Source organism: Caloramator sp. (assembly GCF_020054765.1).
GTDB classification, from domain to species: domain Bacteria; phylum Bacillota; class Clostridia; order Clostridiales; family Caloramatoraceae; genus Thermobrachium; species Thermobrachium proteoclasticum.
This window is the reverse complement of record NZ_JAIHAO010000049.1, coordinates 1-16,079: the sequence shown is the minus strand read 5'-3', so window position 1 is coordinate 16,079 and position 16,079 is coordinate 1. Positions and strand designations below refer to the sequence as shown.

The window sequence follows — 16,079 nt, the reverse complement described above, 5'->3', positions numbered from 1 at the left end:
ACTTGTAGGATGCCTCCTTTCAGGTAATATTTTTGTAGTTAATTTAATTTTACCAGGCATCTAAAACAGGTGCATATTTTTTTGTAAAAAAATATGCTGGGGCTACGCCCCAACATTTATTATAGAACCTTTATAAATTAGGTCAAAATTTTGGATATTTATATAATTATTTGGATTGTTCAGAATATTCAAACTTGTTAATATTAAAGTAAGAAAAAATCAAAGGGGGAATTGAGTGTGAAAAGAATTTTAGGTTTAGCTCTAAGTGCTGTAATGATGTTTTCATTGACATCCTGTTCTAATTTAAAAACACAAACAACAAGTAATACTGATAATGCATCAAAAAAAGTTGTAATTTATTGTCCACATCCTGTTGAATTCATAAACCCAATCGTTGCTGAATTTGAAAAAAGTACTGGCATTACTGCAGAAGTTGTTACTGCAGGAACAGGAGAACTTTTAAAGAGAATTGAAGCTGAAAAGGATAATCCATTAGGTGATGTGCTATGGGGGGGATCTCTGTCAACAGTAAAACCAAAGAAGGACTTTTTCCAAGAATATAAGAGTAAAAACGAAGATGCAGTATTAGATGACTGCAAGAATACAGAGGGTATGATAACAAGATTTACAATGATTCCAAGTGTTATTATGGTAAATAAGAATTTAATTGGAAATATCAAAATTGAAGGATATCAAGACTTGCTAAATCCTGCTCTAAAGGGGAAGATTGCATTTGCTGACCCATCAAAGTCTTCTTCATCCTTTGAACACCTTGTAAATATGTTATATGCAATGGGACAAGGTGACCCAAATAAGGGCTGGGAATATGTTGGACAACTATGTAAGAATTTAGACGGTAAACTTCTAAGTGGTTCATCAGCAGTATATAAAGGAGTTGCTGATGGCGAATATACAGTAGGTCTAACATTTGAAGAAGCAGCAGCAAAATATGTAAAGGATGGTGCACCTGTAGAAGTTATATATATGAAGGAAGGTGTCATTGCAAAACCAGACACTGTTCAAATCATTAAAGGTGCTAAAAACTTAGAGAATGCAAAGAAATTTATAGATTTTGTAACAAGCAAGGAAGTCCAAACTTTAATTGCAAATCAACTATGCAGACGTTCAGTTAGAAAGGATGTTCCTGCTGCATCAGGTCTTAAGGCTTTAAATGAAATGAATCTAATTAAGGATGATGAGGCAACTGTAAATAAGAGCAAACAGGAATGGCTTGATAAGTTTAAAGATATATTCACAAGTAGTAAATAAAAAAAATTAAGGCCTGCGACGTTTGTTGTGGGCCTAATTATTAAGGGGGTATAGATGTGAGCGTAGCTATAAAGATTGAAAATGTAGTTAAAAAATATGAAAAGACTACTGTTATACCTAATTTATCTTTAGATATAAAAAATGGTGAGTTCTTTACACTGCTTGGCCCTTCAGGATGTGGTAAGACGACTTTATTAAGAATGATAGCAGGTTTTAATAGTATAGATGGAGGTTATATTAAATTTGATGATGAAGTAATAAATCAAATACCCGCTTACAAGAGAAATATAGGTATGGTATTTCAAAATTATGCAATTTTCCCACACTTGACAGTAAAAGAAAATGTTGAATATGGTTTGAAATTGAGAAAAATACCAAAAGCTGAAAGTGATAAAAGAGTTGAAGAAATGCTAAAGACTGTTAAAATGTATGACTATAAGGATAGACTTCCAGATAGGCTATCTGGCGGACAACAACAGAGAATTGCTCTTGCACGTGCAATTGTAATTCGTCCTAATGTTCTTCTTATGGATGAACCACTATCTAATTTGGATGCAAAATTAAGAGTTGAAATGAGAAGTGTCATTAGAGATATACAAAAGGAGATAGGCATAACAACAGTTTATGTAACACACGACCAAGAGGAGGCTCTTGCAATTTCTGATAGAATTGCTGTAATGAAGGAAGGAGTAGTTCAACAGGTTGGTACACCTTGTCAAATATATAAACGTCCAACTAATATATTTGTTGCAACTTTTATAGGAAGTTCAAACTTAATTAAGGCAAAAATTAAGTTTGAAAATGATGATAAGTATATTGTATTCAATAATGAATTTAAAATAAAAATGGATAATTTAAAAAAGAACGTAAAGGATGGACAAAGTGTTGTTGTATCAATAAGGCCAGAGGAGTTAAAGATTTCTAATAAAGGTCTTAAAGTAAAGATTTTAAAGGGAACTTTCTTTGGAAAGTTTATAAATTATGAATTTAGGTTAAACGATGATATTGTATTTGGAGAAAACAAAGTATGTGAGTTTGTTCAACACATTTCAGATGTGAATATATTTTTAAAAGAGAATGATGAAGTTTATTTAGAGCCAGATTTAAAAAGGATTAATGTTTTTGATGAAGATGGAAGTGTAAATTTAGTAGAGGATGTGATTTTATATGAATAAGAAGATAAAATGCGATTTTTGGAGTATAGTTACTCTATTGATTTTAGTTATGTTTACTCTATTTTTGATATATCCTCTAACAACACTTTTCATAGATGCCTTTAAGGAGCCTTTAACATCTAAATTTACATTATCAAACTTTCAAAAGTTTTTTAGTAAAAAGTATTACTATCAAGCATTAATAAACAGCATTGTTTCGGCTACAAGTGTTACACTACTATCAATAATAATAGGTCTTCCAATTGCATATTTGATGACAGCACATAATATAAAGGGTAAAAAACTTCTTGAAATTTTAATAATAATATCTATGCTCTCTCCTCCTTTTATAGGGGCATATTCTTGGGTTTTACTTTGCGGCAGAAGTGGGGTAGTTACCAAATTTTTTAAGCAGTATCTTAATTTGAACATTCCTACGATTTATGGGTACGCAGGAATACTACTGGTGTTAACATTAAAATTATATCCATTTATTTATTTATACGTATCTGGTGCCTTAAAGAAGATAGATTCATCATTAATTGAAGCTGCAGAGAGTTTAGGTTCAAAACCATCAAGAAAATTAGTCTTTGTTATTATTCCTTTAATATTGCCAACACTACTTGCTGGAGGATTACTTGTATTTATGAATGCAATTGCAGATTTTGGTACACCTGTTTTAATAGGAGAAGGATATAATGTAATGCCAACTCTAATTTATTCAGAATTTATAAGTGAAGTTGGCGGACAGGCAAATTTTGCTGCTGCAATGGCTACAGTTATGGTATTTATAACATCATTAATGTTTTTAATTCAAAGATATATAATAAATAAAAAGTCCTATGTTATGAGTTCACTTAGGCCGATACAGACTGGGAAATTGAAGGGTATTGGAAACTATTTAGCACATATATTTATTTATTTTATAGTAATATTATCAATAATACCGCAAATAACAGTAATTTATACTTCGTTTTTAAATACAAGGGGAGCAATGTTCTTACACGAATTTTCTTTAAAGAGTTATAGAACAGTATTTAGTAGATTAGGAAAATCAATTGCAAACACATATATTTATGGACTGGTAGCAATTGTTGTTATTATTCTTATTGGAATGCTAACAGCCTATATTTCTACAAGAAGAAAAAGTACCATTACAACAATAATAGATACAGTCACAATGTTTCCATACATCATTCCTGGTTCAGTTCTTGGAATTACACTTTTACTTGCATTTAATAAAGGATATATTATTCTAAGTGGTACAGCTACTATTATGATAATTGCTTTTGTAATAAGAAGACTACCCTATACATTAAGGTCGAGTGCGGCAATACTATATCAAATAAGTCCAAGCATTGAGGAGGCTTCTATTAGTCTTGGTTGTTCACCAGTTAAAACCTTCTTTAAAGTTACAGCAAAAATGATGCTTCCAGGAGTCCTATCTGGTGCCATTTTAAGCTGGATTACAGTAATAAATGAATTAAGTGCATCAGTTATATTATATACATCAAATACAAGAACAATGTCTGTAACAATTTATACAGAAGTTGTAAGGGCAAGTTATGGTACAGCAGCAGCACTTTCAACAATATTAACAGCTACAACAATTGTTTCATTACTTATATTCTTTAAGTTAACAGGCAGCAAAAATATTAGCATATAATAGGAGGACGACCTATGGATTTTAAGGGCATATTAGTTGTATCAGATTTAGATGGTACGTTGATGGATTCTAATAAAAATATTTCAAAGAAGAATATAGAGACATTAAGGTATTTTGTTGATAAGGGAGGACTATTCACAGTTGCTACAGGGAGAACAGAGCTAAATATAAGACCCTTCATCAAAGATTTACCAATAAACTGTCCAGCTATCCTATATAATGGTGCAGCAATTTATGATTTTAAAAATGAAAAATTTATAAAGTATGCTTGTTTGGATAATAGTATTTTAGCTTATATAATTAGAGATATTTTATATGAATATAGTGAAATTTGTGTACAGATTTTTACAGTTGGAAAGATGTATATAGTATCAGGTACAAGTTATATTGACCCATATGTTATAAATGAGAAACAACCTTATGAATTAGCAAATGTTTTGGATATTGTACAGGAAAATTGGCTTAAAGTTATTTTCAATGGACAAAATGAAATGCTTAAAAGTATATTAAAAAAAATAGAAGGTATTATACCAAAAAATAAATTAAATTGTATGTTTTCTACTGATAGATATCTTGAAATTTTACCCTTTGGAGTATCAAAGGGAAGTGCATTAAAGGAGTTAATTAAATTAATGGAGATTAATCAAAATAAGGTAGTTGCAATAGGTGATTATTGTAATGACATAGAAATGATAAAAGTGGCATTTCTTGGTGTTGCAACTGAAAATGCTCATAAGGATTTAAAAAAAGCTGCAAAATGTATAACTGTAAGCAATGACAACAATGCTGTTGCTACATTAATAAATGAAGTAATACCAGAGTTTATAAGTCTATAAAAAGAGGCTGTATAGTATTTTTATTTACTATACAGCCTTTTATCCTCCTGTTTTAGGAATTCAGTAGGAGATATATTTAGATATTTTTTAAATGTGTTAAAGAAATTTTTATAGTCCCCAAACCCGACCAAGTCAGATATTTCATATACTCTGTATTTACCAGATATTAATAGCTCTATTGATTTTTTAATTCTATATTGGTTTAAAATGTCCATAAAAGTCTGTGAAGTTATTGCCTTGAACTTTCTACTTAAATAGCTTGGACTAACTCCAAGCATTTCGGATATACCTTCAAGTGATATTTTTTTATTATAGTTATTTTTTATCTCAAGTAATGCTTGATTTACATAATAGTTATCCTTGCTGTTTATTATATATGAATCAATATCAACAACAGTTTGGTTATTTAATTCTATTTTATTTTTAATGCTATTTTTGATTTCCTGCTTAATATTGTTTATTGTTTTAATAAGTTCCTCTTCATCAATAGGTTTTAAAATATACTCAAATACTTTAAGGCTGATTGCTTGTTTTGCATATTCAAATTCTGAATAACTTGTTAAAATAATGCTATAAAATGATGCTTCTTTTGTAGCTTTCTTCAACATTTCAATTCCATCCATTACGGGCATTTTTATGTCTGTTATTACTATATCGGGTTTTTGTTCTTTTATTAAATTTAATCCCTCAATTCCATTTGATGCTGTTCCTACAATAGTACAATCCATAGACAGCCAATCTATAGTGAGAACAAGACCATTTCTTATAATCTCTTCATCTTCTATTATAACAACCTTAAACATATCAACACTCCTTTTTTAAAATTAAAGGTAATGTTATGGTTACTTCAGTTCCGATATTTTCAATACTATTAATTTCAACTCCATACTTATCACCATATAAAAGCTGTATTCTTCTATGTACATTATATATACCTAAATGATTGCTATTGTTTTGATAATTTTTTAATATCTTTTTTATTTCTTCTAATTTATTTTTGTTAATTCCTGCTCCATTATCTTTTATTTTTGCAATTAAAAAATCGTCTCTGTTTTTTATTGTTATATCTATATAGAGGGTATTATCACCATGATATCCGTGTTCAATACAATTTTCAATCATAGGTTGAAATATTAGCTTAGGTATTAAACAATTTGAAAGATGGTTGTCTACTTTTATATGATAATTAAATTTTTCTTTAAAGCGAGTTTTTATTATATCTAAATATGAAGTTGTATAGTTTAATTCATCAATTACATTTACTTCAGAGGAACTATTATCAATACTATATCTTAATATTTTTGAAAGGTTTAAAATCATCTTAGTTGCATCTTGAGGATTTGTTTTTATCATATATTTTATTACTTCAAGTGTATTGAAAAGAAAATGAGGATTAAACTGTGATTCTAATTGTTTAATTTCTGATATAATACTATGTTTTGCCTCTTCTTTATTGAGTTCAATTAAATTTTTGATATCATCAAGCATTTTGTTATAGGCATCTGAAATAGTTTTAAATTCAATATTTGTCTTAATATTAAGACGTGTATCAAGGTTGCCGTTTTGAACATTTTCTAATGCCTTTAATATCATATCTAAATCTTTTGTTTTGTTTTTAGAAACCTTTAATGAGGAATACATTAAAAATGCTATTAAAACAATTATGAAAATAACAAGCAAAATACCTATTATTTTAAAAACAGTTATCATATTAGCAAGTGAATTAACTGTGTATATATTAAACTCGCTGTTATAAATTTTATTTTGGGTTAGAAAATAGTAGCATTTTAAATACTTAATAAAACCTGAACTATCTTTCATATAATTTTCAAGTTTTCCTTGTTTAGTTATAGGCAATGTATTTGTTGTAAAAAGAACATTTCCATATTTATCTGTTAAAACAGTTATTAACGCATAATCTGAAATATAGTGTTTAATAAGAGAGTCTGCATAAATATCAAAGGTTAAATATCCAATAATTTTTTCATTTTCTTTTATTGTTGTTCCAAAAGTTATTGTATTTTGAAAATTAGTTGAATCAATGTTACATTCAATTAGTTTATTTTGATAGGAATTGCTTAAACGCGATAAAATGCCAAGATTATATCTATTTTTTTCTGTATATACAGGTATTTTGTTAGTGTTTGACATTATTATATTTTTGTTTTCATCGAATACATAAAAATAGGTTTTTATACCTGTTGAATTTATGTAACTATAGAGCATTTGATATGTTCCAACATTTGGATTTTTAGTTTTTATATTATTAATAATTAGAGTATTTTTTGAGAAGTCAATTAATGCATCTTCATAACTTTTAAAATATTGATTTAAAGAATTTGATAGATATTTGTTTTGCTTTAAATTGTAGGATGCAGTGTTATTAATAAAAATAAAAATTGATATTAAATATGATAAAAGTGCCAATATAACAATCGGTAGTATTGTATATAACATAAAGGTTCTTTTTATGTCATATTTAAAGCTATTTTTATATTGCAAAGTGACCACCCCTTAAGATGATTATACCATAACAAAAGAAATAAACATAATATTTTATATATTGTTAATTTTTAAAAAATAAATAGTTGATAGGCAGGAAATCATAATTTTTTGTAGAAGATAATATATAAAAGAATAGGGGGGGTTTTTTTGAATAAAAATTACTATATCAATTACATAGCAAAAAAATTTGAGAGACATTTTGATATAGAATTTGATAAAGAGATTTTGAATTATAAATTAGATTTTTTTGCTAAACACTATAGTTTAAATGCAAGGACTCTTTTAACTAAAAATGATATAATAGATAAATTTGAAAATTATGAGTATGTTTTTGTGAAACATTATGAATTTATTGATGAAAATGCTGTTAATGAGTTTATGCATTTTTTAAAAAAAGTATCAGAGGAATATGTAAATCCAACAAAAATACATATGTCAACCTACATAAATGGAATTATTTTATATGATGAGATAAAAGATGAAGCTGTAGATATAATAAAAAAATTTAAACTTTCAAAAACATTTCTGTTTGGAATTAGAGGATGGTTTGATACAAGACTATTGGCTGTAGGTTTAAATGGACAAGATATTGTATGCAATAGGGAGGGTAAAAGGGTTAAAAAGGTGTATCAAATTACACCTTAAAATAAAAAAAGGGGGTTTTTTTATGAGTTCTTTATGGCTTATCTTTATCGGCATTATAGTTTTTCTTGTAGCTTATGTGACCTATGGTGCGTATCTTGCAAAGGAGTGGGGAATTGACCCAAAGAGACCTACACCATCCCACACAAATTTTGACAATGTAGACTATGTTCCAACCAATTCTAAGGTACTTTTAGGACACCACTTTGCTTCAATTGCAGGTGCAGGCCCAATTGCAGGCCCAATTCAAGCAGCAATCTTTGGATGGCTTCCTGTATTTTTATGGATTGTAATAGGAAGTATTTTCTTTGGTGCAGTTCACGATTTTGGTTCACTTCTTGCATCAATAAGACACGGAGGTAAGTCAATAGGTGAAATAATTGAAGTAAATGTAGGTAAAAAGGGTAAGAAACTGTTTAATACATTTGCTTGGCTTACTTTAATCTTAGTTGTTGCTGCATTTACAGATATAGTTGCATCAGCCTTTGCATATAATCCAGAGGTTCAAGGATTCCAAACAGGGCCTGCGGCAGGTACAGCTTCAGTATTTTTTATACTTTTAGCAATTTTATTTGGTTTTTTAGTTTATAGAAGGGGATATAATTTAGTAGTATCAACAGTTATAGGTGTGATTTTCTTATTCCTTGCAATATATATTGGTTACAAATTCCCATTTATAGCTTTATCTAAAAAGGTGTGGTATGTAATACTTTTAATATACATCTTTATAGCGTCAACACTTCCAGTATGGCTACTTCTTCAACCAAGGGATTATCTAAATTCATTCCTACTTTATGCAATGTTAATTGGTGGATTTTTAGGAATACTTGTTATGAGACCAAGCCTTCAACTTGAGGCCTTTAAGGGATTTGCTGTAACTACAAATGCAGGCGTTCAATATCTATTCCCAATACTATTTGTTACAGTTGCCTGTGGTGCAATTTCAGGTTTCCACTCACTTGTAAGTTCAGGAACATCTGCAAAGCAAATAGATAAGGAAGATGATGCAAAGCTTGTAGGCTATGGTGCAATGTTAATAGAAGGCTTCCTTGCAATAATTGCACTTATTTCAGTTGCATATGTTGCAAAGGCAGAGGGAGCGCCAGCGGTTATTTTTGCATCAGGTGTTGCAACATTTATGTCTAAGATAGGAATACCTTTTGAAGTTGGTAAAGTATTTATAATACTTGCATTTACAGCATTTGCATTAACAAGCTTAGATACAGCAACAAGACTTGGTAGATATATCTTCCAAGAATATGTAGAAACAGTATTTGGTAAGGAATCAAAATTAAATAATATGTATATTTCAACCCTATTGACAGTTTTATTCTCGGCATTGTTATTAATGTTTGGTTACCAAAAGATATGGCCTATATTTGGTACAGCAAATCAATTATTATCAGCCCTTGCACTTCTTGCTGTAACTGCTTGGCTTGCAAGAAACAAGAAGAAGAATATAATGACAATAATTCCAATGGTATTTATGTTTGCAGTAACACTAACAGCACTTGTATTTTTAACTATAAACTTCTTTAAAGCTAAAAACTATGTATTATTTGTTATAGCTATTTTACTATTCATATTTGCGATAGAGTTAATAGTTGAGACATACAAGGTTTTAAGTGGTACAAAGGCTTCAAAGGAGACAGATGTTAAAGCATAATTTTAAAAAATGTACTATGACGATTAAGTCATAGTACATTTTTTATGGGCGTTTGATTTTCCTCTTTAATATTATTTAATTGTATGGTATTATAAGTAAGGTTAGAATTTGATATAGGTTGGGAGGATAAATATGGGAAGAATGTTTGGAACTGATGGAGTAAGAGGTATAGCTAATACTGAACTTACTGCAGAACTTGCATATAAATTAGGAAGAGCAGGTGCTTATGTTTTAACAGAGGGAGCTCATAAGCCTACTATAATAGTTGGTAAGGATACAAGAATATCAGGGGATATGCTTGAGAGTGCACTTGTTGCGGGTATAATGTCAGTAGGTGCACACGCAATTTGTGTTGGTGTTGTTCCAACTCCAGCAGTTGCATATCTTACAAGAAAGCTTGGTGCAGATGCAGGGGTTGTAATTTCAGCGTCTCACAATCCAGTTGAATATAATGGAATAAAGTTCTTTAATAAAGATGGATATAAGCTTCCTGATGAAGTTGAGGATAAAATAGAAGAGATAATAAATAACGGTCTTGTAGATGTACCTTCACCAACAGGAGAGGACTTAGGTATTAGAGAACATAGAGAAGATGCAGTTGATTTGTACATAGAATTTTTAAAGGAAGTAGTAGGTACAAGATTAGATGGAATGAAGATTGCACTTGATTGTGCAGAAGGAGCATCCTATTATATAGCACCTAAGGTCTTTAAGGAACTTGGAGCTGAAGTTTTTGTAATACACAATAATCCAGATGGAAAAAATATTAATAAAAATTGTGGTTCAACTCATATGAATGAGCTAAAAGATTTTACTGTTAATATGGGATGTGATTTAGGGCTTGCCTTTGATGGAGATGCAGATAGATGTCTTGCTGTTGATGAAAAGGGCAACATAATAAATGGTGATTTTATAATGACAATTGTTGCAAGTGAAATGAAAAAGCAAGGAAAACTTGATAAGGATACTCTTGTTGTTACTGTAATGAGCAATATGGGGCTTGATATTGCTTGTAAAAGGGAAGGGATTAATACAGTAAAGACTAAGGTTGGAGATAGATATGTTTTAGAGGAAATGATAAAGGGTGGTTATAAAATAGGAGGAGAACAATCAGGACATATAATATTCCTTGATCACAATACAACAGGAGATGGTTTAATTACTGCACTTAAGGTTGCGGCAACTCTTAAAAATAGTGGTAAGAAGATGTCAGAGCTTGCTTCAATTATGAAGGAGCTACCACAGGTATTAGTAAATGCAAAGGTATCAAATGAAAAGAAATATGCATATACTGAAGATGAGGTTATAGTTGCTGAAATAGAAAAATTAGAAAAGATGTTAGAAGGAAGAGGAAGAGTTTTGATTAGACCATCAGGAACAGAACCACTTGTTAGAGTTATGCTTGAGGGAGAAAATCAAGAAGAAATAGATATGCTGGCAAAGAATTTAGCAAAGCTTATAGAGGATAGAAGTAAATAATTTTTAATAATTTATTAAATAAACAAAAAACAATTTACTTTTTTAATAAGTTTTGTATAATATAAGTAAAACTGCCTCTTATGAGGCAGTTTTTGAAATCTTAAAGGGAGGTGAGAAAAACAAAAAATATATAGCTTAAAAAATATATAAAGCGCCGGGACTTACCATTGGTAAGTTGACGAGGACAGGGTTTATCGAGCTATCGGCGGATGCCCTGCGGTTGACCACCGAAAGCGGCCAGACAAAACCTAAAAGCAATTTTAGGGACAAAGGGGCCAGGTCAGGTAAAAACAGAATGGAAGGAGACTTAATATGTGTGGAATAGTAGGATATATTGGTAAAAGACAAGCGGCGCCACTCTTAGTAGAGTGTTTATCAAAACTTGAATATAGAGGATATGATTCAGCAGGAGTTGCTATAATAAATGAAAAGGGAATAAATATTGAAAAGTGTAAAGGAAGATTAAAGAATCTTGAAGATAAATTAAATCAAAATCAAATTGAAGGTACAATAGGTATAGGTCATACAAGATGGGCAACACACGGAGAACCATCAGATGTAAACTCACATCCACATTACAATAAGGATATGACAATAAGCGTTGTTCACAATGGAATTATTGAAAATTATCTTGAGCTTAGAGAATGGCTTCAAACTTTAGGATATGAATTTAAATCAGAAACTGATACTGAGGTTGTGCCACACCTTATAGATTACTTCTATGATGGCGATATAGTAAAGGCTGTAATGAAGGCACTTGATAAAATAGAAGGATCCTATGCACTTGGAGTAGTGTGCAGACACGAGCCAGAAAAGATGGTAGCAGTTAGAAAGGATAGTCCACTTATAGTAGGTCTTGGTGAAGGAGAAAACTTTATAGCTTCAGATATTCCAGCAATACTTGCATATACAAGAAATGTGTATTTACTAAACGACAAGGAAATAGTTGTTTTAACTAAAGATAAGGTTGAAATAATGACTAAGGAAGGCTTACCAGTAAATAAGGAAATATTCCACGTTACTTGGGATGCAGAAGCTGCAGAAAAAGGTGGATATGAACACTTTATGATAAAGGAAATCCACGAACAACCTAAGGCAATAAGAGATACTTTAACAAGAAGAATAGTAGCAGATTCTGATGATATAGTTTTAGATGACATAAAGCTTACTGCAGAAGACCTAAAGAATATAGACAAAATTTATATAGTAGCCTGTGGTACAGCATACCACGCAGGTCTTGTTGGAAAGTATGTTATAGAAAAGCTTGCAAGAATTCCTGTTGAAGTTGATATTGCTTCAGAATTTAGATATAGAGACCCAATTATAAATGAAAGAACACTTATGATGGTAATATCACAATCAGGAGAAACAGCAGATACTTTAGCAGCACTTAGAGAAGCAAAGAATAGGGGAGCAAGAGTAATTGCTATAACTAATGTTGTAGGAAGTTCAGTTGCAAGAGAAGCAGATGATATACTATATACTTGGGCAGGACCAGAAATTGCAGTTGCTTCAACTAAGGCTTATGTTACTCAGCTAATTGCAATTTATATAGTTGCACTATATCTTGCAAGATTAAATGGTAAAATGTCAGTTGAAGAATACAGAGTAATAAGAGATGAGCTTTTAAATCTTCCGGAAAAGGCTGAAGAAGTTTTAAAGAGAAAGGAAGAAATACAAAAGTTTGCTGCAAAGAACTATAACCATAAGGATATATTCTATCTTGGACGTGGGCTTGATTTTGCAGTAGCATTAGAAGGTGCACTTAAGATAAAGGAAATATCATATATCCACGCTGAGGCGTATGCTGCAGGTGAATTAAAGCACGGACCAATAGCCCTAATTGATAAGGGAGTTCCAGTAATAGCACTTGCAACACAAGAAGATTTATATGATAAGATGGTAAGCAATATTAAGGAAGTTGTTACAAGAGGGGCAAAGGTACTTGGAATTGCATTTGATGGTCACGAGGATATTCTAAAGGTAGTAGACCAAGCAGTTTATATACCAAAGACACTACCATTACTTGCACCAGTTTTATCAGTAATTCCTCTACAACTTCTATCATACTATGCAGCAGTAGAAAGAGGTTGTATACCTCAAAAAAACTCGTGTCACGAATAAAAAAGTTGTGTTAAAAATAAAAAAGTCATGTTAAAAAATCATGGTGAAAATAGGGTGGAAAACCTTATTGGAGCCATGATTTTTGTTTTAGGATTGTTAGGGTTAAGGGGTAAGGGATAAGGCTGAAGGTATTGATTTTAAAGGGCTTGAAGAGAGTATTGATGAAAGATATTGATAAAAACTTTCCCCTTTTCCCTTGAACCGTATCCCTGTTTTTCTCTATTCCTGTTTTTATATGGAAAGAATTGGGGGAATAGGGTTAAGGTGAGAAGGGGCAAGGGTTTGATGAGGGTGGGGGTTTGACATGAGTTTTTTATTTATATACATAGTTAGGATTAAGTTTTATTCTAAAAAGGTTTAAGGGATAAGGTGTTAAATAAAAAAGTTGTGTTAGAGATAAAAAACTTGTGTTAAAAATAATAAAGTCGTGTTAAATGGATAATAAAGTTATGTTATTGAAAGGTTATAAGGGGGCACGGAAGTATAGAAAATATTGAGATTAAGGATAAAAATTACAGAAACAGAATAGTTGTTTCATAAGCGGCAAAATTCTATCAAAATGAAATTAAAGTTATAACGAAAATTTATTATTATGGTCGTGAGCATGGATATTTTTAGAGAAGATGAAAGCCGATATTAATAGTAAAGGTATTTTTGTAAATAGAATTTAATGTATAATGATAATAGAATACCGTGTTTTACTATTGCATTATACAAAGAAATGATGCAATTAAAATGCATCATGTCGCATTTAGTTACAAAAAATAAGCGTGAGCACAGGAGCATATTATTGTTTATCTAAAGAGGAGTCAAACTAATAAATAAGCATATGTCTCATTATTTTGTCGCAATAATGAAATATTTGAATCATTTAATTGCGACAAAATGTTTATTGATGCATTTTGCACTTACAGTAGCCGTAGAGTTTTATCTAAATGAATTGAGTGATAGTGTAAGGAATATAGGTACCTACACTAGTGTAAGGTTGATATAAAATTATGATGGAAGCAATTTTGTGAGGATTTTGAGTTGTTAACGGAGCAGGTATTTAGATAATTGATAATGGAAAGTTCATAAATACAAGTAAAAGGAGCCGTGAGATTATGAAAATTCTTCAGTTGAAAATAACATTAAAGGATGTAAAGCCTCCTGTCTGGAGAAGGGTATTGGTTAAAGACGATATCACGTTTTTTAAACTCCACAGGATAATCCAGTATGCGATGGGATGGTTTGAATCCCACCTTTATGAGTTTACTCTGGGAGAAATGATTATAGGGGAAAAAGATGATGATTGGGACTTTTACAGCAGATATGAAGTAAAAAGTGCAAAAAGGGTAAAGTTAAGCAGTATGAACTTTGCACCCAAGGATAAATTCAGATATGTTTACGATTTTGGTGATAACTGGAGACATGATATTGTTGTTGAGAAGGTGCTTGACCCAGAAGAAGGCGTTAAATATCCAGTATGTATAGGTGGCAAAAGAAACTGTCCGCCTGAAGATGTAGGGGGGCCATGGGGATATGAAGATTTCCTTGAAGCAATCCAGGACCCGCAGCATCCAGAGCATGAATCCATGCTTGAATGGGTGGGTGGTTCTTTTGACCCTGAAGAATTCAGCGTGGATGAAGTCAATTATGTGTTGAAGATGATAAAGTAAAAATACATAGGACGTGTTTTATCCGAATTTGTATGTTTCCGTAGTATTTTTCAAGAGACAGGAAACTGATAAGTGATGCTGCATATCGCTGGATTATTTTATTGTTAGGCATATTTATTATGGTATTTTCAATGTGTTTTATAAGCAGCGGATGGAAGATGCTTAGGATGTCATGATACAATTTTAGGGTAGACTTTATGAAAAAAGATGTATTTTATAATCTATCTCGGAGGGAAATATAAAATGATAAATGAAAAAGTAAATAACTGCTGTTGCTGTGAGGGAAAAGAATCACTTAATAAAATAGAAAATGACAATACATGTCCTGTGTGTAAAACATCAGGAGTCAAAGTAAAAAATATTACAGTAAAGCATCTGGTAACGGATACACTGACGGAATTGGTCGGAGATAAAGATTATTATATATGCATGAATGAAGAATGTGATATTGTTTATTACAATCCAGAATCAAATGTTAAATTCAATAAGCAGCAAGTGAAACTGCCTATATGGTTTAAAAAAGATGCTAATCCTAAATATGCCTGCTACTGCAGCAAGGTTACAGAAAAGCAGGTAATAGATGCTGTAATAAAACATGGTGCAAAAACAGTTAAAGATATTATAGAAATTACAGGGGCGATGAAAAACAGCCAGTGTCTAAAGAATAACCCATTAGGGAAATGCTGTCATGAAATAATTCAGAAGGCAATAGACAAGGGGTTATCCATGAAATAGGTGCAGTTATATTTAATACTGCATTTTTTATATATTGCGGCTTGTTAACTTTAGGGAGGGAAAAGGCACATGGGAATTGATATGCATGAAGAAGCAAGAAAAATAGGTCAGTTAATAGCAGAAATGTCTTGTGCACTTCAAATTGTGAAGAAATTAAAGGGAATGGGTTTTACTGTAAAGCAAGTTCTTAAAACCATTGAATTACCTGAAGATGCAGTAATAAAGGTTTTCAACGGTAAAGAAGAGATTAGAAAAATAGCAGAGGATACTGTAAATCAGCAAATAGCAGAAAATGGCGGTAAAATCCCACAAGAGCGGGACTTTATAAAATGGGTAGAAAATGCA

The 16,079-nt window shown here is 31.1% G+C and carries 13 protein-coding genes; 11 read left to right on the top strand and 2 right to left on the bottom strand.

Annotation, left to right across the window (positions count from 1 at the left end):
- Positions 1–237 precede the first annotated feature (237 nt).
- The 4 genes from JG776_RS11205 to JG776_RS11190 are packed head-to-tail and all read left to right on the top strand — an operon-like array spanning position 238 to position 4,925.
- Positions 238–1,269 (top strand): ABC transporter substrate-binding protein, encoded by a 1,032-nt coding sequence (locus JG776_RS11205; protein WP_366934207.1) that lies wholly within the window; start codon positions 238–240, stop codon positions 1,267–1,269.
- A gap of 56 nt (positions 1,270–1,325) precedes the next feature.
- Entirely contained in the window at positions 1,326–2,444 is a 1,119-nt protein-coding gene (locus tag JG776_RS11200) for an ABC transporter ATP-binding protein (RefSeq protein WP_291967546.1), read from the top strand.
- Complete coding sequence (locus tag JG776_RS11195; RefSeq protein WP_291967544.1) at positions 2,437–4,089, top strand: iron ABC transporter permease; 1,653 nt, start codon at positions 2,437–2,439, stop codon at positions 4,087–4,089. Before JG776_RS11200 ends, JG776_RS11195 begins: the two co-directional genes overlap by 8 nt.
- A 14-nt stretch (positions 4,090–4,103) precedes the next feature.
- Positions 4,104–4,925, top strand: coding sequence for an HAD family hydrolase (locus tag JG776_RS11190; protein WP_291967542.1), 822 nt, complete (start codon positions 4,104–4,106; stop codon positions 4,923–4,925).
- A 20-nt stretch (positions 4,926–4,945) separates the two neighbouring features.
- Here JG776_RS11190 and JG776_RS11185 read toward each other — a convergent pair whose 3' ends face one another.
- Complete coding sequence (locus tag JG776_RS11185; protein ID WP_291967540.1) at positions 4,946–5,728, bottom strand: response regulator; 783 nt, start codon at positions 5,726–5,728, stop codon at positions 4,946–4,948.
- Position 5,729: 1 nt separating this feature from the next.
- Positions 5,730–7,427, bottom strand: a complete 1,698-nt coding sequence (locus JG776_RS11180) for a histidine kinase (RefSeq protein WP_291967539.1) — start codon at positions 7,425–7,427, stop codon at positions 5,730–5,732.
- A 150-nt stretch (positions 7,428–7,577) separates the two neighbouring features.
- Here JG776_RS11180 and JG776_RS11175 point away from each other — a divergent pair, with 150 nt between their 5' ends.
- The 7 genes from JG776_RS11175 to JG776_RS11145 all read left to right on the top strand — a co-directional run.
- Complete coding sequence (locus JG776_RS11175; protein ID WP_291967537.1) at positions 7,578–8,075, top strand: hypothetical protein; 498 nt, start codon at positions 7,578–7,580, stop codon at positions 8,073–8,075.
- A gap of 22 nt (positions 8,076–8,097) precedes the next feature.
- On the top strand, positions 8,098–9,738 hold the full coding sequence (locus JG776_RS11170) for a carbon starvation protein A (protein ID WP_291967534.1): 1,641 nt from the start codon (positions 8,098–8,100) through the stop codon (positions 9,736–9,738).
- A 132-nt stretch (positions 9,739–9,870) separates the two neighbouring features.
- Entirely contained in the window at positions 9,871–11,217 is a 1,347-nt protein-coding gene (gene glmM, locus JG776_RS11165; RefSeq protein ID WP_291967532.1) for a phosphoglucosamine mutase, read from the top strand.
- Between the two features lie 312 nt (positions 11,218–11,529).
- Positions 11,530–13,341, top strand: a complete 1,812-nt coding sequence (gene glmS, locus JG776_RS11160) for a glutamine--fructose-6-phosphate transaminase (isomerizing) (RefSeq protein ID WP_291967530.1) — start codon at positions 11,530–11,532, stop codon at positions 13,339–13,341.
- Between the two features lie 1,103 nt (positions 13,342–14,444).
- On the top strand, positions 14,445–14,999 hold the full coding sequence (locus tag JG776_RS11155; protein ID WP_291967528.1) for a plasmid pRiA4b ORF-3 family protein: 555 nt from the start codon (positions 14,445–14,447) through the stop codon (positions 14,997–14,999).
- Between the two features lie 243 nt (positions 15,000–15,242).
- Positions 15,243–15,734 carry a Csac_0668 family 2Fe-2S cluster-binding (seleno)protein gene (locus tag JG776_RS11150; protein WP_291967526.1) on the top strand — a complete coding sequence of 164 codons (492 nt, stop codon included), beginning with the start codon at positions 15,243–15,245 and terminating at the stop codon, positions 15,732–15,734.
- 69 nt (positions 15,735–15,803) lie between these two features.
- On the top strand, positions 15,804–16,079 hold a 276-nt coding region (locus JG776_RS11145; RefSeq protein ID WP_291967524.1), incomplete at its 3' end, for a hypothetical protein.

Excerpts from the sequence above, each read along its gene's own strand:
- JG776_RS11195 (WP_291967544.1), top strand. The coding sequence starts at position 2,437 with ATGAATAAGAAGATAAAATGCGATTTTTGGAGTATAGTTACTCTATTG.
- JG776_RS11190 (WP_291967542.1), top strand. The coding sequence starts at position 4,104 with ATGGATTTTAAGGGCATATTAGTTGTATCAGATTTAGATGGTACGTTG.
- JG776_RS11185 (WP_291967540.1), bottom strand. The coding sequence starts at position 5,728 with ATGTTTAAGGTTGTTATAATAGAAGATGAAGAGATTATAAGAAATGGT.
- JG776_RS11170 (WP_291967534.1), top strand. The coding sequence starts at position 8,098 with ATGAGTTCTTTATGGCTTATCTTTATCGGCATTATAGTTTTTCTTGTA.
- glmM (WP_291967532.1), top strand. The coding sequence starts at position 9,871 with ATGGGAAGAATGTTTGGAACTGATGGAGTAAGAGGTATAGCTAATACT.
- glmS (WP_291967530.1), top strand. The coding sequence starts at position 11,530 with ATGTGTGGAATAGTAGGATATATTGGTAAAAGACAAGCGGCGCCACTC.
- JG776_RS11155 (WP_291967528.1), top strand. The coding sequence starts at position 14,445 with ATGAAAATTCTTCAGTTGAAAATAACATTAAAGGATGTAAAGCCTCCT.
- JG776_RS11150 (WP_291967526.1), top strand. The coding sequence starts at position 15,243 with ATGATAAATGAAAAAGTAAATAACTGCTGTTGCTGTGAGGGAAAAGAA.